General features: G+C 47.6%; 11 protein-coding genes and 1 pseudogene. All 12 read right to left on the bottom strand.

Annotation, left to right across the window (positions count from 1 at the left end):
* The 12 genes and pseudogenes from DWX33_RS09595 to DWX33_RS09540 all read right to left on the bottom strand — a co-directional run bounded on the left by DWX33_RS09595 (position 1) and on the right by DWX33_RS09540 (position 23463).
* Positions 1–3561: a tetratricopeptide repeat protein gene (locus DWX33_RS09595; RefSeq protein WP_122380282.1), complete on the bottom strand. Its 3561-nt coding sequence runs from the start codon at positions 3559–3561 to the stop codon at positions 1–3.
* A 7-nt stretch (positions 3562–3568) separates the two neighbouring features.
* Positions 3569–4372: a metal ABC transporter permease gene (locus DWX33_RS09590; RefSeq protein ID WP_005860097.1), complete on the bottom strand. Its 804-nt coding sequence runs from the start codon at positions 4370–4372 to the stop codon at positions 3569–3571.
* Positions 4373–4389: 17 nt separating this feature from the next.
* A complete protein-coding gene (locus DWX33_RS09585; protein WP_005860099.1) occupies positions 4390–4809 on the bottom strand; it encodes a hypothetical protein in 420 nt (139 codons plus the stop codon).
* 35 nt (positions 4810–4844) lie between these two features.
* Entirely contained in the window at positions 4845–6080 is a 1236-nt protein-coding gene (locus DWX33_RS09580) for a 3-phosphoshikimate 1-carboxyvinyltransferase (RefSeq protein WP_009275210.1), read from the bottom strand.
* Between the two features lie 548 nt (positions 6081–6628).
* Positions 6629–7450: an alpha/beta hydrolase family protein gene (locus DWX33_RS09575; protein ID WP_005863499.1), complete on the bottom strand. Its 822-nt coding sequence runs from the start codon at positions 7448–7450 to the stop codon at positions 6629–6631.
* A gap of 85 nt (positions 7451–7535) precedes the next feature.
* Positions 7536–9809, bottom strand: coding sequence for a GH92 family glycosyl hydrolase (locus DWX33_RS09570; RefSeq protein ID WP_122380281.1), 2274 nt, complete (start codon positions 9807–9809; stop codon positions 7536–7538).
* A gap of 17 nt (positions 9810–9826) precedes the next feature.
* Positions 9827–12165: pseudogene (locus tag DWX33_RS09565) on the bottom strand (GH92 family glycosyl hydrolase).
* 21 nt (positions 12166–12186) lie between these two features.
* Positions 12187–13347: a glycoside hydrolase family 130 protein gene (locus DWX33_RS09560; RefSeq protein ID WP_122380280.1), complete on the bottom strand. Its 1161-nt coding sequence runs from the start codon at positions 13345–13347 to the stop codon at positions 12187–12189.
* Between the two features lie 57 nt (positions 13348–13404).
* The gene (locus DWX33_RS09555) at positions 13405–16089 is read right to left on the bottom strand and encodes an alpha-L-rhamnosidase (RefSeq protein WP_122380279.1); all 2685 of its coding nucleotides are present in this window, start codon (positions 16087–16089) and stop codon (positions 13405–13407) included.
* 117 nt (positions 16090–16206) lie between these two features.
* On the bottom strand, positions 16207–21213 hold the full coding sequence (locus DWX33_RS09550) for a C10 family peptidase (protein WP_122380278.1): 5007 nt from the start codon (positions 21211–21213) through the stop codon (positions 16207–16209).
* A gap of 180 nt (positions 21214–21393) precedes the next feature.
* On the bottom strand, positions 21394–22158 hold the full coding sequence (locus DWX33_RS09545) for a DNA-binding domain-containing protein (RefSeq protein WP_008773073.1): 765 nt from the start codon (positions 22156–22158) through the stop codon (positions 21394–21396).
* Between the two features lie 357 nt (positions 22159–22515).
* Entirely contained in the window at positions 22516–23463 is a 948-nt protein-coding gene (locus tag DWX33_RS09540; protein ID WP_005860121.1) for a site-specific integrase, read from the bottom strand.
* Positions 23464–23507 lie beyond the last annotated feature (44 nt).

Below are 23507 nucleotides of genomic sequence, written 5' to 3'. Positions count from 1 at the left end.
TTAACGCTTCCGGGCCTTTTCCCGGGCGGCCTTTTCCTTTTCCCGCAAGGCTTCCTTGCGGGCTTTTTCTTTCTCTTTCAATTTCTGCTTGTATAAGCGCTCCTTCTCCTTACGCTCTTTTTCTTTCTCTTTCAAGCGTTGCTTATAAGCACGTTCCTTTTCCTTACGAAGGTCCTCACGAGCTTTCAGTTTCGCCTTACGATCCGCTTCCGCTTGTTTCAGCTTGGCTTTACGGTCGGCTTCCAGCTGTTTCTCTCGATCAGCCTTCGCTTTCAACAGGGCACGTTCTTCCTCCGCTTGCTTCTTGAGAAGTTCTTCCTGTTCTTTCGCTTTCTGCTCACGTAATTCCTTATCCGCCTTTTGCTGAGCCTCGAAAGCCTTACGAGCCTCTTCCTTGCGGGCTTCTTCTTCCGCAGCTTCCCGTTTACGGATCTCTTGGATTTCTTTCAAGGTCATGCCTTGATCCTCAACCGCCGGCTGAACAACAGGAACCGTATCCTTACGAAGGGTATCGACACGCTGGATCTCCGGTTTGTCAAACGCAGGGACCTCAATCGTATCCGGGACGACTGGTATAGCGGGCTGTCGAACAGGTTCTTGAACAGGCCGTTGTTCCTCCTCCGGCTCTGTAATAGGTTGCTTTTCCGGTTCAGCTTCTGGTTTCAATTCATCTGCCTCTTCCGGCACTTCGGCTTCTTCCTCCGTGATCATTTCATCTTCAGTCGCCTCCTCCTCCTTAGCGGCTTCCATACGGACTTTCCAACGACCTGCCAGATCCGGTAATTCCTCACCGAAGCTCTCATCGAAGAAGGTGATATATTCATCCAAGGTCTTGCCACGCATCAAGGTCTCATAATTATCATCAGAGATCGGTAACACGGCAACCGCTTTATTCAAGGCCGTAGCATAGCCATCCTTACCGTATATCATCTTATAATATTGGATAATCTCATCAAAACTAATAAATCCTTTAATCGCCAGCATACTGATCGGGCCGGCCTGCTCCAAAGCCAAATCAAACTCTTTCACCATGAAGTTCGCGAAGTTATAAGCGGCGACAGCGAATAGCAACTGGTTCTGATCTACGCTACCCGTAGGATATACCAAAAGCATCTGATAAGGCGTGTTCCGTTCCGGATTAAATACACGGGCCGAATCCTCGGCAGATAACATACCATCCTCGCCCAAACCGAATCGTAAGTTCCAACTCATACCTTTCACACCGCCCTGCACCAAGGCACGTCCCCGAAGAACACCTTTCAACATCTCCCCGGCCAGTTCCGTGACATCCGCGTTCGGATACTTCTCGACCAGCGCTTTCAAGGCATTCTTAAAGCCTTCCGCATCCCCGGCCTGCACATATGATAACGCATCCAAGAACATGAATTTAGGCATCAATGTAGCCAATGGATATTTTTCGCTTACGTACCGGAAACTCTTACGTACATACGCTGTATCGCTTTCCAGATAGCGGTCGTAAGTAGCTTGATAGATCGAGTCTTGTACCACATCCATCATGCGGATATTATACTCGTAATTCGGATCAGCCACAGCTACCGCATAATCGCTTTCCGGGAAGGCGTTCATTAATTTATTCTTATACTCGGTAGCCAACGCTGTATTTCCGGTTTTCAAGGCCATCAAGTATACTTGATAATAGCTCTCCAAACGGTGCTCATGATCCGGGAAACGGCGTTCCAAATTCTCGAACGCCTCGACAGATAAGGGGATATCCTCCAACTTATCCTTATAGATCATCGCCATATTGTAAAGACCGTCTATAATAATAATGTTAGAAGCGTCTATATCCTCTTGCGTGAAAGGTAGCTGCTGTAGATAATACTCACGGGTATGCGGATCATCGGCGGCAACAGCCGGCAGATCACCGCCTATCGAATCGGTCGGCAACGGCTCACCGTCCGGCCCTACCATTTGGGTGGAATCTCCCTCGGCCAGCATCTCCTCATCCAGATTCTCATTAAAGGTAGAGAGTTCCTTCTTACGGCGGCGCCAGTGATCTTCCAACGGACGACGTCCCCATTTACGCTGGAACTGTGTCTTTCCTTGCGCTACGGTCTGAGGGTTATAGAAATAGAAAGACGCTCCACCGGACGCGTTCGGCAAGACAACAACGTTGGTTTCCGTACCGGGACGGTCGATTCCGGTGCCTTTCGCTTCCTGCTCGGCCAGATAAGCCTCCTTCTCAGCCAAGGCTTTCGCCTCTTCCTCTTCTTTCTTTACCTCCTCAATCTTCTTATCGATAATCGCTAACCGCTCCGCTTCCGGTAATTTAGCCAAGGCTTGCAAACTGTCTTGAAGATGGACCGCTTCTACATGCACGACCAATTCATCCAGAATCGCCGACAATTTAGAAACCCGTTCATAATCCTTGTATTCCTTTTGAATTCCGGCTAAGGCTCCGCTAAAGCAAGGTTGCGCTTTCACGTAATCCCGCATCGTAAAATAGATATCTCCCAGCTTTATCTGGCAGATCGCCTTATCCATTCCATTCAATGTACTCTTATCGATACCGAGTTGATAGTTCTTTATGGCATTCACCGTATCTTCCCGGCTGAGGTATACATTTCCTAAAGCATAGTATACTTGATCCAGATAATCCTTATTCTTTTGGCTTTTCGCCATTTTCTCGAGCATCTTCACCACTTTCAAGTAATTCGTACCCGAGAATACTTCTGTCTGACGGATACGTGAGGCAAATTCCAACTCATACGGAGGATTCGAACGGGCTACCTCACCAAAGGTCTTATAAGCCAAGCCATCTAATTCTTGATCCGCATAGATTTGTCCCAAAAGATACTTCATCCGGGTACGTTGCTTCCGGTTTTTCTCCGCCTTGATAGCGGTCTTCAGATAAGGGATGGCATCCTCGAACTGCCCGTTCTTGATCAAATAATCGGCATACACCGCCGCATATTGCTTCAAAGCGGAAGCAGGAATACCGTTCTTGTTCATCTTATCCAAGATATCCTCGGATTCATAGAACCAACCCATCTCGGAATAACAACGGGCTTGCCACAAACGGGCCTCGGCCACGACCTCCTCGTCCTTCGCGTAATGACGAGCTATATAGGAAAAGGTAGCGGAGGCTTGCAGGAAATCGGCATTGTAGAATTGCGCCTGTCCCATGATCAGCCAACTATTCTTTAAGAAAGGGTTATACTCCTCTTGTTCTTGGATAGCACGTAGTTTGGGATTATTCCGCCAGCCCGGTTTCTTGGCCGGTTTCGCTTTTATGGAGTGTAGTTTAATAGCTTTATTACTTTTCTCGATCGTCCGGTCGAAAGGGCCGCCCGGCTCGGCTTTGTCTTTAGGCTGGGCGCTAATCGGATACATATAGATCCTGTCGGAATAGTTCTCTTTATATCCGTCCTGTTGGCTTTTCAGTGCCTCGTCAAAGGCTTGTTTTCCATTGAAATAAATATTATAACGGGTCGTAAAGGCATGATAAAAACGGCTCGCTTTCGTGTTCTTCTTCGTGCTGCACGACCAAAGCAAGAGTACCGTTAATAACGCCACTATGTAATAAAACCCTTTTTTCATTCTTTAATTAACGCCGTAACAACGGTTTTATTGCTTTCAAGGCCAAAAAGAGGACCACCAAAAACAAGATGATAAACGCACCGGAAGGCACGTTCAGGAAATAAGAAAGAACCAGTCCGGAGACGCAACCCAGAAAGCCGATCGCGATACTTCCCCACATGATCTTCTTGAAGTCGGAAGTAAACAGGTTCACCGTTATTTGAGGCAAGGTCAGCAAACTCATCAATAGCATAATCCCTACCAAACGGATCGAAAGAACAATTGTCATGGCGATAAAGCACATCATCGTATACTCGATCCATTTTACCGGTAGGCCTTGCGTGACAGCGAAGTCACGATCGAATGCCACGTAAACAATCTCACGGAGGAAAAGGGAGAATATGAGTATCAACAATACCACCAACCCTAAAATCCATAAGATATCGGCCGTAGAGATCGTTAATATATTACCAAATAAATAAGCAGATAGATTCGGGGCGTACCCCGGGGTAAGAAAGATGAAGATCACTCCCAAAGCCATACCCAGCGACCATACGCCCGCTATAGCGGAATCCTCCCTTACGTTTTGCGTCTTGCTCGCCCACTCCACGCCAAAAGCGGAGAGGATGGAGAACAACATCGCCATCAAGATCGGGTTTGTTCCCAGATAAAAACCCAAGCCCAAACCACCGAACGAAGCATGCGTGATCCCTCCGCTGATAAATACCAACCGGCGGGATACGATGTAAGTCCCGACAATCCCACAAGCGATAGCGGTTAGCAAGCTCCCGATCAAGGCGTTCTGAAAAAAGGCATATTGCAATAAATCCATATGATTCGTTTCCTAAATTAATGAGTACGGCGTTCGCCAATGATCAAGAATGCCTCATCCTTCAAGGCATCTGGCAAATTGATCCCTCGCAATTGCAGGCTACGGAGCCAACCGGCCACCTCCACTTCCCGGAGGGTATAAAGCACTTCACTAAACTCCTCAACGGCTTCCTCATCGTAAGCGTCCGCTTCCACTCCTTGGAACCGATCCAGTTCCTCATCGTTATAATATTCGATTTTCTTGCTGACGGCGGCTAATAAACTATCCCGCTCGCAAGTCTCATGTTGTCCGCAGCAAACCTCCGGAATCTCCTGTGCCTCGGGGATCTCCGAGATCTCCCCCCGTTCCAGCATCTTCTGAAGTTTCTTATTCCGGAAATACCCGGCGATAGCGGCTACGACACCCAGACCTATAAGACTTATGACAATGTACCACATAATTCAATTGAAAGTTGAGAATTGAAAACTGAAAATTAAAGGGCTGATTCCCTAATAGAGAAACCAGCGGCCTTAAGATCTTCCCAATAATGGGGATAACTCTTGCTGACCACTTGCGGGTGGGCGATCTCTATCCCCTCGGGACGTACCAAAGCGGCGGGAGCGAATGACAAAGCCATCCGATGATCCTCGTAAGTGGCGATTACCGGATGCGACTCCGGTTCCCTGCGTTCACCGTTCCACTCCAAGATGCTATCATTGCGATCCGTCAACACATAACCTAATTTACGAAGCTCTGTCTTCAATGCCTCGATCCGATCCGTCTCCTTGATCTTCAATGACTGAAGTCCCGTAAAGCGGAAAGGGATATTTAATAACACGCAAGTCACCACAAAGGTTTGAGCCAAATCCGGTTCATTCACGAAGTTATAAACCAACTTCTCACAGATATTTCCAGTATGCTTTAACACGACTCCACGTTTCGTATAAGTAGTGCCCACTCCCAATTGAGCGAACAACTTCGCTCCGGCGGCATCTCCCTGCAAGCTATTCTTGAATAAACCTAACAATTCGATCTCAGCATTTTTCGATAACGCCATGATCTCATACCAATAAGAAGCGGCACTCCAATCGGATTCCACCGTAAAACGAATCGGCTTATACTCTTGGGGAAGTACTTTGATCGTATTCTCCGTCCAAGAGGCTCTCACTCCATATTGCTCCATCAATTGCAAGGTGATATGGATATAGGGCCTAGAGATAATAGCGCCCTCCAAATGCAACGTAACCCCATTTTCTGTTAACGGGGCGATCATCAAGATAGCGGATATATATTGAGAGCTAACATTTCCCGGTAGCGAAATCTCTCCGCCTTGCAAGGCGCTTCCGAAAATACGCAAAGGAGGATAACCCTCCTTCTCCATGTACTCGATCCGGGCGCCTAAAGCGTTCAGCGCATCCACCAACACCTTGATCGGACGGTTCTTCATGCGTTCGGTTCCCGTAATCGTCCATTCGCCCACCACCTTCGAGAGGAAAGCAGTAAGGAAACGCATCGTCGTACCCGCCGCACCCACATTAAAATCCCGATCGTTCGAGTTTAATGCCTTTACCATCAAATTTGTATCATCGCAATCGGATAAGTTCTCCACATCATATGCGCTATAACTTAGCGCATTCAAGATCAATGCCCTGTTACTGATACTTTTAGAAGCGGGAAGCTTTACGGTAGTCCGGATAGCGGAACCCGGAGCATCTATCTGATAATTCATCGCTTTCGTATATTCAAGATTCAAGAGGCAAAAGTACGAAAATTAGCGTACATATGGAGTATAACAGCGGGAAACTTTCTTTATGCTTCTTTTCGAATGCGAATCGTGACAAGGCATTCGTTTGAATCGCCCCAACCAGTAGACGTGAGGGGCTATAAAACGCCCTTTTAAGTGAGAGTATTCCCGTTTTTAAGCACGAAAGGCGACAAAAGCCTACACGTATAGTCGCGTTGGGCGACGCCAATACTGCCGTTAGGCATTATAAACAGTCACGAATAGGGTTGTCAATAGTCGTGAATAGGCATCGTAACCCGGTTAGAACCCAGTCGTAACCCTATCGGATAGCCCGAAGAAGTCAATGGATATGAATTAGGATGAATTATTTTCGCTAGAATGAAAGGCGGTTTTTCGGTATTGTATTATCAATGAACGAATTATTGTTTTTTTCTTGCGTATTTGGCAATGAGTCGTACATAGTCCCGGAAAAATCGGTTCTCCGGGACTTCAGTTTACAAAATGTCAAAATGTCAAATCGCCAAACGGTCTTATCACAAGGCCTTCATCTTCAAGAAATGTTTCCAGAAAAAGAGGATCTGGTAATCAATAGAATTATTCCAGTATTGTGAATCGTGATTACCCGGGCGAGTGATAAAGTCGTGGTCGATGCCTTGTTTTAATAACGCTTCGTGGTAGTTCTTATTCACCTCCAAAAAGAAATCGCTGTCACCGCAATCGAAGATCAAAGCGATCTGGTCTTTCCTCAAGGTTGGAACCAAATTGATAACCGTGTACTTCTCCCAGTTTTCCGGATATTTTGCTTTCTCACCTATTTGTACGCTCATCTCCCAGTTTTTCGGGAAAGGGCGGATATCCACGCCACCGCTGGTACTTCCCGCCGCGGAGAAAACATCGCTATGACGAAGGCCATTCCACATAGCGCCATGTCCACCCATGCTCAAACCAGTAATAGCACGTCCCTTACGATCGGCCACTGTCTTATAATGGGAATCCACGTATTTCACCAACTCATCCGAGATGAAAGTCTCATACCGTACATCAGCGTTCAAAGGGCTATCCCAATACCACGTATTCTTACCATCCGGGCATACGAAAAAGATACCCTTCTCATCAGCGATCTTAGGTAGATCCGGCTTGATACCGACCCATGTACGAGCGTTACCGCCATAGCCATGTAACAAATAAATCACCGGACACGCTTCCGTCGCGGCCATATCCGGACTTACCACGACTACCTCTATACTTTTATTCATCGAAGGACTTTTCACTTGCAAAGTATCTACCTTCGCTGCCTGTAAACCGAGCGGAAGCAAACAAACCAACGCTACCGCTACCTTTTTCATCCAATTCATATCAGTGAATATTAATGATTAATTCCCCGTAGCCTTGTTTTCAAGGAACTACGGGGACAAATATACAGATTTTACAGCCAAAAACTTATTTACTTAACGAGAAAGGACGATCCTCTTTCGCAGTTCCTCTCGTCTTCTCCGGTTGATTGCCCATTTGAAGCTCCAGCACGCCCCCATTCACGATATCGCTGTAATGGATATAATTACGTGTATGTCTCTTCCCGTTCAAGGTAGCGTTTTGGATATATACGTTATCCTTACTATTCCCTTTCGCCTCGATCACGAACTTCTTGCCATCCTCCATCGTAATCGTAGCTTTCCGGAATTTCGGGCTACCCAATACATACTCATCCGTCCCCGGGCAAACACTGTAGATACCCAACGCGCTCAATACGTACCAAGAAGACATACCGCCTTGATCCTCATCACCCGGATAACCATTTTCCGAGCTATTATATAACCGATCCATCACCTGACGAATCCAATATTGCGTCTTCCAAGGCTGACCCGCGTAACTATACAAGTAAATCATATGCTGGATCGGTTGATTACCTTGGGCGTACTGTCCCATCTTCGCCAATTCCATCTCCAGCATCTCATGAATTTTCGTTCCGTATGTTCCATATTTCACGATACCGGGTAAAGCGAAAACAGAGTCGATCTTCGCCACGAAACGCTCATCACCTCCTGTCAAATCGATCAACCCTTGGACATCATGGAAAACCGACCAATTGTAATGCCAAGCATTCCCCTCGCAATAAGGACCGCCCCATTCGAAAGCATCGAAATCCGCCCAACTACCATCCAATTTACGACCTCTCATAAAACCGACAGAAGGATCGTACACATTCTTGTAATTATAGATCTGGCGGGCAAAGACCTCCTCATAAAACTTATTCCCAGTCATTTTCGCCAACTGATACGCACAAAAGTCATCATAGCAATATTCCAACGTCTGTGCCGTAGATCCCATGGATTCCGGATAAGGTATATATCCCAACTGATAATAATCCTTCCAACGAACCCGTCCGTTGGCACCGCCCCAAGGTCCCTTATTCATCGCCTCATGCGCATACGCTTTCAAGGCTTTCTCCGGATCGAAAGTGCGGATACCCTTCACCCAAGCATCCGTCAATAAAGAGATCGAGTGATTCCCGACCATCCCGCCGGTCTCACTCGGGAACGACCAAGAAGGCAACCAGCCACATTGCTCCTGAGCGTCTAGCAAGGCTTGCATATATTGCCCCTGCATCGTAGGGTGCAAGATATTGGTCAGCGGGAACTGGGAACGGAAAGTGTCCCAAAAACCATTATCGGTAAACATATATCCATCATGAATCTTCTCATCGTACGGACTATAGTAGTAAGGAGAACCATCCTCTTTCTCCTCATAAAACTTATGGGAAAACAAATTGGCACGGAACATGCAGGAGTAGAAGGTTTTCATATCCTCCTCTCTTCCACCATCCACCAACACACGATTCAATAGCTGGTTCCATACGTCAGCAGCCGCTTGCTTCGTCACTTCTACCGATGAGTGCTTACCTAGCTCACGAGTCATCGTAACCTCCGCTTGTTCCGGACTGATATAAGAGGTAGATACCTTGGCCTGTACCTTAGAGCCTTTCGCGAATTGTACATAGGCACCGATTCCTTCCCCTTCCCGGCTCAAATTATTCTTCTGGATCGTATTCTTACGATTCTCCCATGTACCATAGCTAACGAAAGGCTTATCAAATTGAATGATAAAATAATTCTTATGTGTCTTCGGAGAGAAAGCCCCATTGTGTACATAGCCGGTGATCCGGTGGTTCGCTACATCGATTTGTACCTGACTGGTTTTCGTATAGCCATCCAGTACGAGAAAAGCGTCTCCCTTCGCGGGAAAGGAAAAACGGAAATGAGCGGAACGGGTAGTTGGAGAGAACTCCGTGGTAATACCATTCTCCAACGTAACCTTATAATAATGAGGCTTGGCAATTTCCTTATCATGAGAGAACGGAGTCGCCCGTTTGGACTCATCAACAACCAATTCCGATACAGGCATCAAAGAGAATACCCCGTAATCTCCCACCCAAGGGCTACATTGATGCGTCGGTTGGAAACCCCGGATCGTAGTGGCCGAGTATTGGTATTTCCAACCATCACCATTCTTCCCGGTCTGTGGAGACCAGCTATTCATGGGATAGGGAACCGCCGTAGTCGGGTAGGTATTTCCCCAACTCAATTCGTAAGTCGAGTTTGTTCCTTGCAAAGTATTTACGTATTGTACCAAGTCTTTCTCCGCAAAAACAGGGAAAGAGAGGGTTAAACAGAGGGCTAAAGCCGCCCCCTGTTTATAAAAAGTATTGAGTTTCATGTTATTTTATTTACTGATTAATTATTCACGCCCCAATTTGTATTCGGCTCGGGGCCCATCTCCAATTCTAGTACGCCACCTTTCATAATATCCTTATAATCAAGATAGCATCTCGTATAATCCATCCCGTTTAATTTAGCGGATTGGATATAGGTGTTTTCCGGGGTATTTCGGTTGGCTCGTATGATAAATGTATTCCCTTCACCAACCTGGATCTCGGTCTTCTCAAAAACCGGGCTGGATATCTCATAGCGAGTATCTCCCGGACAAACCGGATACAAACCACATGCCGCCAATACATACCAAGCGGACATCTGACCGACATCCTCGTTTCCAACCAAGCCTTCTACCTTATTCTTATACGCCTTATCGCAAATGAAACGAGACCATTTCTGGGTTTTCCACGGCTGTCCCAAATGATTGTACAAGAAAGGCACATGATGAACCGGCTCGTTCGCATGATTGTAATAAGCGTTCCACAGGAAATCCGTAGGCGTCTTGTCGAACATCGTATCCAGATCGGCGATCACCCGTTCCGTTCCTCCCATCAGTTCCACCATACCCGGAATATCGTGAGGCACGAACCATCCCTGTTGCAGCTCATTGCATTCCATACAGCCGTACCATTCCTTCAGCTTACCCTCTTCCGGCCAAGCCTCAAACCGGCCATTCGCATCTCTCGGGCGGAAGCTATGTTTCTCCGCATCATATAAATTCCGGTAAGACTGAGCCAACTTCGCATAATAAACCGCATCCTCCTGTTTTCCTAATGATTTCGCCAACTGAGACATACACCATTCCGTATACGCATACTCCAAGGTTTTGGAGATACTCTGCGGATTCGGGGTATAGCCCAACTCCGCATTCCCGAACATTCTCGAGGTTTTATCCGCATACCGATAAGCCTTTTCCATATCCAAGCTACAAATACCTTTCGCATAGGCATCCGCCAAGACCGATATAGCCGGATTTCCTAACATACAACCGCTATAGGCGTTCAACAACTCCCATCGCTCATAGTACTCACGACCACTCTCCTCTGCCATCGTTGTCAATGACTTCAACAAATCATTCACCAATACCGGATTAATAATCGTTTGCAAAGGCATCTGACTACGGAACACGTCCCAACCGCTAAAGATCGTACGTTTCGTGAACGTATCCGACTTATGCGCTTTTCCGTCCGCGCCCATATATTGGCCATCCACATCCGTGTAAATCCTCGGATCGATCATTGTATGATACAAGGAGGTATAGAAGATCACCTTCTGCTCATCCGTTCCACCGCTGACATCCATCTTAGCCAAAGCCGTATCCCACAACGAGCGGGCACGAGAACGTACCGCGTCAAAATCCCAATCCTTGATCTCCGCTTTCAAGTTCTTTTCCGCACCCTCCAAGCTTACAAAGGAAATACCGGCCTTGAAAAGAACCTCCTCATTCGCCTCGGTCTCAAACTCCGTAAAGAACCCGAGGTGCTCACCCTCATATGCCTTTGGTCTCTCCGAAATCTTCGCGTTCGCTGTCAATGTCTGGAAAGCCGGGCTCTCCACGAATTCCCGATGACGATCCTGTCCTTCCGGAATATCCACGCTCCATACACCATAATCTTTCAACGGTTTGGAGAACTGCGCATAAAAATACACGGTATACCGGGAAGAACCTTCACCATTCCCCCAGCCTCCGCCTTCCGGCGTACATTCCATTCGTCCGGCGATCGTATGGTCATCTATCACTTGAACCGCCTGATACGTAGAAGTACCTCCTACACGACGGGCTAAGTCCAACTGGATGCGGGACTGCTTATTCTCGGGGAAACGAATCTCAGCATACCGCTATGAGGAGCCGCTGTCGCCTCCGCTTGTATCTGGTAATCACTTAGCAATACCTTATAATATCCAGCCTTGGCCTCCTCGGAAGATTTATCATACCGGGAACGATACCCGGCTACGCCTCCCTCTTTTCCCGAGTTCGTGCGCAGATCGCCCACGGTAGGCATTACCAATAAATTACCCAGATCACCATACCAGCCGATACCACTCATCTGCGTAAAGGCGAATCCCTCGATCGTCTCATGCTCGTAGCTATATCCGGAACCATTGTCGCCCCCCGTAATCGTATTCGGATTTACCTGTACCATACCGAAAGGGGTAGTCGCACCGGGGAAGGTCTTCCCCAAGCCATGGTAAGCACCGGCCGCCTCCGTATTTGTACTCGCCCCGATAAAGGGATTTACATAATCAGAGAAATGAACCTCCTCGATGGTCCGGGTCGGACCGGAACAGGCAGTTCCCACCAACGCGAGCGATAACGCCGTAGTCGTTATCCATTTCAAGTTTCTTGCAAGTTGCATCATTATTTCTATCCTCATTATACTTTAAAAATTCAATTGTTTATCCGATACGGCTACCGCCACGAATGAATCGGCACAACCATAATACAGATACCATTTATTCTGGTAATAGACCAGTCCTTCCACGAATACCGTACCCGCAGGGTATTGGCCGCTTTTCTCAAAGTCATCCGTCGGTTGCAAGAAAGGCTTATCCAGACGGCCGATCAATTTCGTCGGGTTATTTACATCGAACAATGCTTGTCCGGCACAATAAGAGTTCGCCGGATAAGCGGTATCCCCTTTTTCTCCCGGTTCGTTTTTACCATTATACAACAGAACGATACCATCCTTCGTCAAGATAGCGGGAGGTCCACATTCGGTCAACTGGCTATCGAAATAGCCGGAACGGGGAGAGAACAATTTAAGCAACTCACCATTCTCATCCAACAGTGGGTCCCAATCGGTCAAATTATCGGAGGTAGCCGCATATACGTTCTTCTCCCCCCAGTACATGAAATACTTGCCATTCACTTTCGCAATGACCTGCTTATCTCCCTTTAAAGTCGTGACTAGCGATGCGGATTTAGTCGCCTCATCCTTGAATTTACCATTATAGGCTTTCTCAAAAGCCGGACCGAACTTCATCCAGTGTTTCAAATCCTTCGAGGTCGCCACCGCCAGACGAGGTACCTTACGGTTCCATTGCGTATACAGCAAGACATACGTACCATCCTCGGTCATAGCGATACGTGGATCTTCCGTACCTCCGGGACATTCGTTCTCCGCTTGATTATCTTTAGCCGGATAAAAAACAGGCTCCGTATCCCTCTCAAAATGGATACCGTCAGTAGAGGTCGCGTATCCCAAACGGGAAGTCCGGGAACCGATTCCTTGAGCGGAGTTATCTTCCGCACGGTACATCACCACGATCTTCCCATCGTAAATCGTAGCCGCCGGATTAAATGTGTCACTCTCCTCCCATGCTACAGAATCTTCCCGCATCGGGCAATAAAACTTAGTTGGCAATGGCTTAATTACCGGATTCACACCAGCCGGACGCACAAACCCGTCCAAGCACCAAGCCGTCTCCGATGCAGTTTCCGACACAGCTTCCACCATCTGATCTTTCTTTTGAGAGCCGCAAGCTACGGTCACCAATCCCAATAAGCCGAAAGCAGAGGCTAATAATGTTTCTTTAATCATGTTATATTCGTAGTATTAAGTTATGTTTATTTCCAAAAGAAGGGAATCATATGATTCCTATTCCGCAGGCAGCGATAGCGTGTGTTTTCCACTTTCCAACAAGATCGAACCCGCCGATATTTCTACATTATTCCCATCTAACACACAATTCGATACGTTAAATGGAGCGATAAAGGTCGCCGTACTATTCGCTGGTATCTCCAGATCAAGGGAAAGCGATCGGTTCTCCATAGTCCAAGACACACGTGCCGTACCGTAAGGGGTCTCTCTCGCCACCCTCGCCCACGTCACGCCATCCGGCACTTGCGGTTTGATAAAGAAATGTTTATAGCCCGGCCTATCCTCATCCGGCAAGATCCCTCCGATCGCCTGACAGAACCAAGCGCCAATGCCATTGAAACAATTATGAACCTTACTACGTTCTCCCGACCAGTATTCCCAAGTCGTAGAAGCCCCTTGATCGATCATATATAGATATCCCGGTAGCTCTCTCTTTTTCAGCATGGAATAGAGAAAATCAGCCTCTCCGTTCTTTATCGCCCAATCGGTCAAGATCGTAACACCCACCAAACCGGAACCGATATGGCCCTTACAATTCTCCAAAGTCTCTCGATATAAACCTTCCTTTACCTCGGGCATATGCTGTTCATCTGTCACGCCGACCAACATCGGATAAATCCGATCGATTTGGGAGCCTGTAGCGTACTGTTTCTTCTCCGGATCATAGAAAGTCTTCTGGATAAGCTCGTTCAATCGTTGGCGACGCTCTTTATACTTAGCGGCATCCTCCGCTTTCCCCAATACCTTCGCGATCTTCTCCATCGTAGTGAGGCAATCGCTTATAAAGCAGTTGCTAACCAGATCTACCGATGACTGCGCCGTATAATCGACACCCGCCGGAGCCAACCAATCCCCTAAATACCATGCCCGATAATCCGTATCCGGCCAACGTTTCAGCAACCCATCGACCGTATACGCATCCACATAACGCAACCAATGTCGCATAACCGGATAATATCGCTCGATCAGACGGCTATCCCCATAATTCAAATAAGTCTGCCACGATCCCGTGATAATAAAGCCACACCAATACGGACCACCTCCCGCCGGGTATGGATTCGGTACGCAATGCGGCATCCCCCCATCCTCACGGATGCAATCCTGCCACATCTGCATCCAGTTCATATACACGGAAGAGCCCTCATACAATGTCTGGAAACTCTTACAAGAGGCATTTCCATCCCCACCGTATCCCATACGCTCATAATGCGGGCAGTCTACGATATAACCACTGAAAGCTAGGTTCTTGAAAGTATATTTGATCATCGCATAGATAGCATTCAAGTCCGGATCCGAGCACTCGAAAGACGAGGCATCCTTATAATCCGTATGAATCAGATAGCCAGTTACCTCCTCGGGAGCTTTCGCCAAACCGGATATCCTTATATATTGAAACGCATGGTGGTTAAATTTATTTCGGAATACCTCTTTGCCTTGTCCGGAACCAATATACCAATCCTCATACTGTCCGTTCTCCTCTTGTGGCTTGAAATCTTCGTTTTCATTTAACCAATCCGTATATTCCATACGGACCCGGTGGCCTTCCGGTAATTTTGGGAAACTCAGCTCAACCCAACCATTTAACGCCTTTCCCATATCTACGAGCCAAATACTGTCCCCTATTTGTTTGATTCCTTTGGGACGGATAATCTCTTGTATTCGATTAGGCTCACACATCTGGGGACTTACCTCTATCCCGGGTACCTCCACCTCCAACACCGGCGTCCAATCCAGTTTGTCAAGCGTAGCCGTTGTTAAATCCGGCAACGCCTTCCGCCCATCCACACATTCACCCCCGAATTGATGGGGATACCAAGTACCGGTACCGGTCTCACCATACATACTTCCCCGGCCTTCCCAAGAGCTATCCGTAACGAGTAGCGTACTTGCGGTACCATTTGCTTGGATCTCGTCCAATCGCAGTTTAACCAACGGCCCATCATGAACGGCATTAAAAGTAGCTTTTCTGTACCAACCACGGCCCAACCAGAGCAATAAGTCGTTTATTCCCTGCTTTGCGTACGGCGTAAGATCGTACGTCACCGATAATGATCTTTTGTTTAATTGAGATACCGCAGGCGAGAGAACATCTTCTGATACCTTCCTCCCATTTAAATAGATCTCATGATACCCTAAGGAGTTTACATGAAGGAGTAATGTGGCATCACGGTCTTGAAGCTCGAACTTCTTCCTTAACATCGGATTCTTCTCATCCGGCATCCCTATATATTTCCCTTGCCATTCCGCTTTATCCAAAAGCCCGATCCCAAAGCGATTGATTGGACTCCAATCCGAGGATTCCCCCTTATTGTCCCATACCCGGACTTTCCAATAGGCCAGCACACTAGATCGCAACTCTTTTCCTCGATAAGGGACCATCACGGAAGCGGACGATTCCACCTTACCTGAATTCCATAGATCGGCTTTGCCTTGAGCCAGCAAGGAACTATCCGTGGCTACTTGTATCTCAAAATACGCTTGCCGCATAGTTTGCCCGTCTGTCTCGATTTTCCAGCTAAAATGGGGATGGGTATTGTCGATCGCAACCGGATTCTCCAAGTTCTCACAACGAAGATCTTTTAAGAGGATCCTCCGTCCGGATTCACAGCCCGACATCAGTAACAATAGGGTCACAAAGTAGATAGATATACATTTCATGATAAATAGATTGAGATTACGCATGAATATACTTTCTAATGGCTTACGATACTTATATCCCCGGTAAATATTAAGATTTATTAAACAAGAAAGGCGAGCCACTCGCAAATGACTCGCCTTCCTATGATTCCTCAAGAATGGCTAGAAGCGGATCTTGTAGGATTGGTTGCCAATATAAATTATATAAGACCCTTGTGGAATACTCGTGATAGTCTCGCCTACAGGCAAAGATAAGTTCCTATACAAACGCCCTTCGAATGTAACGATACAAGCTGTGTCCATAACAGGAGTCTGGATATGCAATCGTCCATTCTCTCCCCATACTCGCAAGCCATTGGGATCTACCTCTGCGTTATCAGTAGGATTATCTTTCACGATGCCTGTTACGGTAACAACGATATTACTCGTTACTTTCTCAATCACATAACGGCCGCTTGATACCGGACCAAGTACTGAGCCATTCGCTTTCACTGTCAGTTGAGGCGCATTGTAGCCGTCCTTCAAAGTCAGTGTGAACGCAAAACTCTTGCCGGATTCTACATTCGTGGAAGACTCCGCAATCAAGGTAGCGCCCTCTACAACCGGCAATGTCACCATGTAGGTGGTCGGGGTTGGCTCCGGTTCTGGTTCCGGATCCGGAATCCTATTACCTGCCGCCGTAATCACCAAGGTAGCCGTGATCTTCTCCAATGCGAAAGCACCCGTGCCAGAATTGTATGTATAATCCGTAGACGCTAGCGTATTCTCTCCCATCTTCACAATAATGGATGTCGGAAGCGTATAGCCGGAGGCTGCTTTCAGCGTAAGTTCCACTTTGGAATCCTTAGCCAAAGGCTCGAAAGAAGCCGGATCGGAAGTGAGGTTAACAAGATTCGGGATTACCTCAAAGAAGCCCTCTTGTACACCTTTCGCCTCAATAACGATCTCGCCATCCACATTCTCAATCTCGATTATTCCCGTCGTATTGTCATACGTATAGTACTCAGAACCTGCTGCCCTAAGCAAATTCTTTTGCTTCAACAAACGACCACCCATCATCACCTTTATGACATAAGGGAATTTGTATCCCGTAGCTGGTGCTAATTCACATTTGAATGGCTCTCCTTCTTTCACAGTCTCTCCGGAAGTCTTAATCTCTATGTTCTCGGTCTGTTCTTTCACTTGGAAGATCTCCGCACCAGAAGCTTTAATTGAAACCTCAGCGGTTACGTTCTTTATTTCTATCTCCCCGGTCTTCGGATCATAGGAATAACCGGAACCAGCAGCCAGCACTTTACCACCCATCATCACCTCGATCGTGGAAGGAAGCCCGTACTGTGGGGTCACTACAGATAACTTACCGGTCAAGGTCTCACCATGTTTAATCTTCTTGCCTTGCGAGATATCAGAAGTCAAGTCTTTTAACGTAAGGGCTACCGCATAGCTCTTCTGTACGCCTTGCGCCGTGATCGCTAACTCACCGGTTACTTTCTTCAAAGAGATTTTTCCCGTAGCGGCATCATAGGTATAATCAGTCACGTCTACCAAGGTCTTACCATCCATCACGATCGTAACCTCAGTCGGAAGCGTATAGCCCTCATTCGCTGAAAGTTTACATACGAAGGTATCACCAAATGTCGCCTTGGCATTCGTTGGAATGTCGGAAGTGATATTAACTAATGAGGTCGTAACCGGATAGCTATTCTTCACGCCTTCCGCAGAAATAGAAAGCTTACCTGTAATCTTAGCCAAAGAGAAGGCGCCTGTAGAGGCTTTATAAGTATAGTCCGTTCCGGCTATCAAAGTCTTACCGCCCATTATTACCGTAACGGTAGCCGGAAGCGTATGGCCTTCGGCCGCCTTCAAGATCAGCTCTACCTTACCGTTAACCAATACAGGATCGAACGAGGCGGGTTGGGAAGTGACTCCCACAAGATTAAGTATCACCTCGTAGTGGCGGTCATCAATGCCAGAAGCTTTCACGGTCAAGTCACCGGAAACTGCTTTGATCACGACTTTACCTGTTTTAGCGTCGTATGTGAACTCTTCCGCGGTCAGCGCATCATTGCCCTTCAAGATACTGATCGCATCCGGAAGCTTGTAGTTCGTTGCGGCTTTCAAGGTGAAAATGAACGATTCGCCTTCCTTCACAGTCGTAGCCGAGGTAATAGCCGGCGTGGAGGTTAGGTTCTTCAGGTCTGCCGTGATCTTGTAAACAGATGGTTCAGACACTCCTTCAGCGGTAATGGCTACCTCACCTCTCACATTCAATATCTCTACTTTGCCTGTCTTGGCATCGTAGGTATATCCCTTTCCTGCCTCCAAAGTGGAACCGGACATCTTTATCGTAATGGATGCCGGAAGCATGTAACCGTTATTCGCCGATAAGGTAAACGAGAATGTCTCTCCTTCTTTCACGGTCGTAGCGTCTACGATGGCAGGGGAAGAGAATAGATTTGTCAAGGTCGCCTTAACGGGATAGGTAACGATCTGTACGGGAACCGCGGTAGCGGTGATAACCACATCGCCGTTTACCGCATAAACCATTATCTCCCCGGTTTCCGGATTATACGTACATTCCGCATTCAGTTCGTCGGGTCGTGTAATCACGTTCAACTCCTTTGTCCCCATTTCCACCTGAATCATATCTGGAAGCGTATAGCCCTCCTTGTTGCATTCCAGTTTGTAGTACAGGTTTTTCCCGGTCTCGATAACAGTAGGCAGACCTTCCCGAGGAATCAAGTTCGTCAAGACAGTCGTAATCGCATGGGTTACGACCGGGGCATCCGTTATTTGGAGGCCCGCATAAGCAGATCCGGCAGGATGATAGATATCCTTTACCTTTGGCACAAGAGAGATAGAAGCATTATCGATCAACACATTGACCTCAACCTTGAAGGTGTATGAAGTACCGCCGCTCAACGTACCTATGGCAAAATCTTCTTCCGTATAACAATAAACATAATCATTCCCGCCCGACTTCAACGGGATCTCCTTCTCCTGCCCATCGCTTACGTAATACAATTTTATTTGATCTGCCTTGAGATTAGAGATTGAGGCACTCACTCCTAATGGCTTCCCGTCGAGCCACTGATTTGTCTTCTCGATCGTATAGGTGAACGGGATTCTAGAGTTCTTCGCCCCCATAATCGGATGCGGAGCGATCGAGCCGGTAAGGGCTTCCATGAATCTCATCGGCTTATCATTCTCCTCGAATATGGGGTTAGCTTGGTCGGATTCAAGATATACTTGAATATCGTAAGACAACTCGCCCTGCTTGGCTGATAAGACCTTTAGATAATTCACGTATGCTCCCTCGGATATCTGCGCCAGACTGACCGGCACGCTGAAAGACCCGTCCTCGCCAATCACGGCCTTCGTCCCTTGACTTGGTTGATAAATAGAGTTATTATCACCATAATAAACATCCAACTGCCCTTTCCAAGCAGCATAGTTTTTCAGGGTATAACGTAAGATGACATTCTCCGTTACATTGGTCAACTTATAGGAAATACCTTGTGTGTTTTGCCCGTTATATTGGTTATTGTCCAATCCCGATACAGCCATGAAAACATCGTCAAACTGATTCCAGTAAATACTCACGCTCACGGGGTTAACGGCCGGCTCGTCCGGGCTGTCGGCCGGAGCATCAATCAAGCCGTTATTATCCAATCCCGTAGGTGATGTCGTAAGGCAACGCATCACTTCCCAATCACGTCCATCTGAAGAACCGACAACAGCGATTCTTTGTCCCTCGCCAAGAGAAGTGCTCAAGGTTATGTTGCGATAGGTCGAATAATTCCGCCATCCAGGAACATAAGCCTCAAAATTCATGGATTTTGGATCGGATGGCTGTTGGATGATCCTTCCCGATACGTCCACAACTGCCAAACCCACATAGTAATCTAGATTATCGAAAGCGGTATAACGTAAACCGATAGACATCCCGACATTACCAGTTAAAGGTAGCGAACCTGAATATGATATGTCCGTCACGACCGGCTTATAAACATATTTCTTGTCACCGGTTTGTGATGGACGGATGTTAAGGATCATCTCCTGACTATCACTATAACCATCATTACCATAGTTCGAATCAAGCACAGACAAGGCAAAAAAGCCATTACTATAACCTCCCCAGCCCCAATTGATATGGAAGAAGCCCTGTGCATCATAGCCATCACATACGAAGGCATGGCCTCCACCCGAACTTTGCCCGCCATAACTTAAGGGATACCCGGCATCTAACTCTTTCCGAATCATCTCTTTCCATTCTTCCCAGCGATAAGTTTCCTTTTTTAAATAACGAATGGCCGAACTATAGCCAAATACCTCAACATAAGACTTGGCTGGAAGTTTCATGCTTGCACCACTCGCCGACAGTCCATAACTCATCTCCACGTTTGCCCCACAATGCCACATCAACTTGGCCACCGCATTGTCTCGGGCATCACCATAGCCATCCCTCGGATAAGTAAGCGGCATATTCGCCCAATCATAATCATCATAGGTAGTGGAAACACCATCGTAGGAGGACACGCCCCCAATCGCACGCACCGGATATTGGTGATAGCGCATGATGATAGCTTGCGCTGTAGCTACACAACCGGTAAGCGCATGTTCACCACTGATCAGAGGAGTCATCCCGTTATAAGGTTTCCCTTGATCCCACTCTGCCGTCTCCAGCACTACCTCTTGAGCGGTAGACCTAAAGTTGGTTCCGTTTAGGTAATGACTCCACTCGGCTTGTATATCTGCGGTAACCTCTATGCCAGAACGCTCCAACCAGGTAATTTGGTTCTGGTAGTAAGCTAACATGTAGCGGAGGTTGTCCGGTAGGTTGTCCGGATCAAAAGCACCCTCGTCCGAATAACCAAACACAGGGAGTGCCCGGTCCTCTCCAGAGACGATCACAAATCCCTTGTTTCCCGATACATTGAACACGAAATAGTCGGCGGCTCCATCCACTGTCCCGCTACGTAACGCTGAACCGGATTTCCCCGGTGCAGCCGCATAAACCAGTGACAAGTCTCCAGCCGAGCGCAAGCCCGAACCCGCATTAGCCACGTTCTCCGCCACCTTACGGGCCGTAGACACATCTATCCTTTCCGCCCAGACCATCGTGGCCGACAGGCAAAGGATCAGCATTAGTAAAAGTTGTTTTCTCATGAGCTATAATTTATAATGAATAAATGATTTAACATTCGTTAGTAAGGAGTATAGGAACAACGGTGTTCCCACGGGTGGGAAAGCCCCGGTTGATAGGCATGGGAAAGCCTCGGTTCCCATGGCTGGGAGCAACAGTGTTCCCTACCCTAAGCATAGAGGCTCTCCCATCCCGCTATGCGCCTAGATCTCGTCCGGGCTTTCGCTGTCGCCTCCTCCTCCCGCGCCAACTGTCAGGAGTATGGGAAATTTGTAGGTGCGTGGATCTTTTACGAGAGAATAGCCCGCACCTGCCTGCGTGGTGACGCTCAACCAGTACTGCCCCTCGGCGAGTTGCGGGATTTGGATGATGATCTCGCTCTTGGTGTTACGTACGATAAGGGAGACTTTTGTTGGCGTGGCGCCCTCCTCATCCTTGGTGAAGTAGACGCCTACAGATGGATCATCCCCCTTGATAAGCAGCGTGCTGCCGAAGATGATAGCCGGGGCGTTCGGGGTGATATGGAGGTTCTTCTCGTTCGTGGTGGAATCCGTAAGGCTCTCGATCATCGGGCCCACGGTAGCTACGTCGGCGTTCACGTAGATGTTTTCTAGCGCCTTCAGGAGGGTGGCGCTGGGGGTGAACATTACGGTGATCTTATTCTCCGTAGAGCGGAAGTCTGATTTCTTTCCGTCGAACGAGCCGTTGATAGTGAGCAGCCATTGCCCGAACTTGTTCACCACGCAACGGCCTTGGGCGAGGGCCTCGATCATCTCGTCGTAGGAGAGGTCGAGGATGTTGGTGATCGTCTCCGGGCGGTACTCGGTGCGTTTCTTCACGATGCGGTTCGAGATGTCTGAGGTTCGCGTGGTTCCGGTAATGCGGATCTTTCCGGTGAAATCGCCGGTTTTCTCGGTTAACACGTTGTCGTACAGATCTACGGTCAAGATGGTCTTTTCTTCTGCCATGATGTTTTTTGTCTTTAATGCCCCGTGGTAGTGGAGCGTTACCTTTTAATAATGTTTATCACCCTTATTCGCGAAATAAGGGGAGGAGATATCGCACGTCCAACATAAACTAAAAAAAACGCATAACCACTATTTTTAACCGCATATCCACGATATATGCGCAATAAGCATAAATTTGGATTAGTTAGAGGATACGATGCCTGTATCCCCTTCAATTCCTATTTCTTAATAAATAGATAAAAGTGATTGTTTATCAATAATATTTTTTACATTTGCCAAGCCTTCTGTTGAAAATAGCCTATTATAGGTAATTTTTATGCTGAGTAGGCTATTCCCCTTATTTCGCGAATAAGGGCATCATCCAGCCGCCAAAAGCAAATCCACCTCTTCCGTCACCCTAGCGTTCGCACGATTCAATTCCGACTGTTCCAAAGAGGCCAGATAAAAACGTGTTGTTTTTTCCGAGGTATGCCCCAGCGCTTGGCTAATGATCGATAAAGGGACTTGTTTCCGCAAGGCGTTCGTTGCCCATGTATGGCGGAAAACATACGAGGTCAGATGAATGGGACGAGATAGCGCACGACCGATCTTCTTCAACGAGTTATTATACGAACGCAGTATCGCCTTGTATTCCTCATGCCCTACCTCTCTACCCGGAGATAAAATAGGGAAAAGGTACGGGGAAGAAGCGTCCGCATACTTATTAATCAACCGCCGCATCCCTGCTGTTATCCCGACACGGATTAAGGTCCCCGTCTTCTTACGCCGATATACGATCTCCTCGCCATACAGGTTCGCCGTAGTCAAGCGAGCCATATCCGCGAAAGGCATGCCGCAAGATAAATAGGCGAACGTACAATAGTCGATCACGCACGCCAAATCCGGCTCCTCAGACTTCAAGGTCACGATCTCCCGGAGCGACTCGTTTCCCAACGCCCTAGATCCGGCTCTTTCCCGCTTCAAGTTCAAGTACGCGAAAGGCGATACGACGCAAGCTGGCAACAGACCATCCCGGCAAGCTTGGTTATAAATCGAGCGAAAGTTGCTGAGGTATGTATTCACGGTATTCACTCGCAAGCCGGCGGATTGCAGATAAGCGACAAAACGGCTTATTAAGCCCGGGGTTATCTCCGGGAAAAGAAGGTTTCTCCTACCCAGAAAGGCGCAGATCCAATTACGGGTCGTCCTATATAAATCGGCGGTGTTATGTTTCCCCGCTAAACGTTTCTCCCGGATGCGTTCGGTGGCATAGGTATAAAATGTGATGCCCGCCTTGCCCAAGCGGTTATTCTTTCTTTTGCTCATATCTCCTTTTTTGATGATTAAACGTATTATTATCTACCATCAAA

It is taken from the genome of Parabacteroides sp. AF19-14 (genome assembly GCF_003635485.1).
Taxonomy (GTDB): domain Bacteria; phylum Bacteroidota; class Bacteroidia; order Bacteroidales; family Tannerellaceae; genus Parabacteroides; species Parabacteroides distasonis.
The sequence above is the reverse complement of the archived record's forward strand: the minus strand, read 5'-3'. Positions and strand labels throughout refer to the sequence as shown.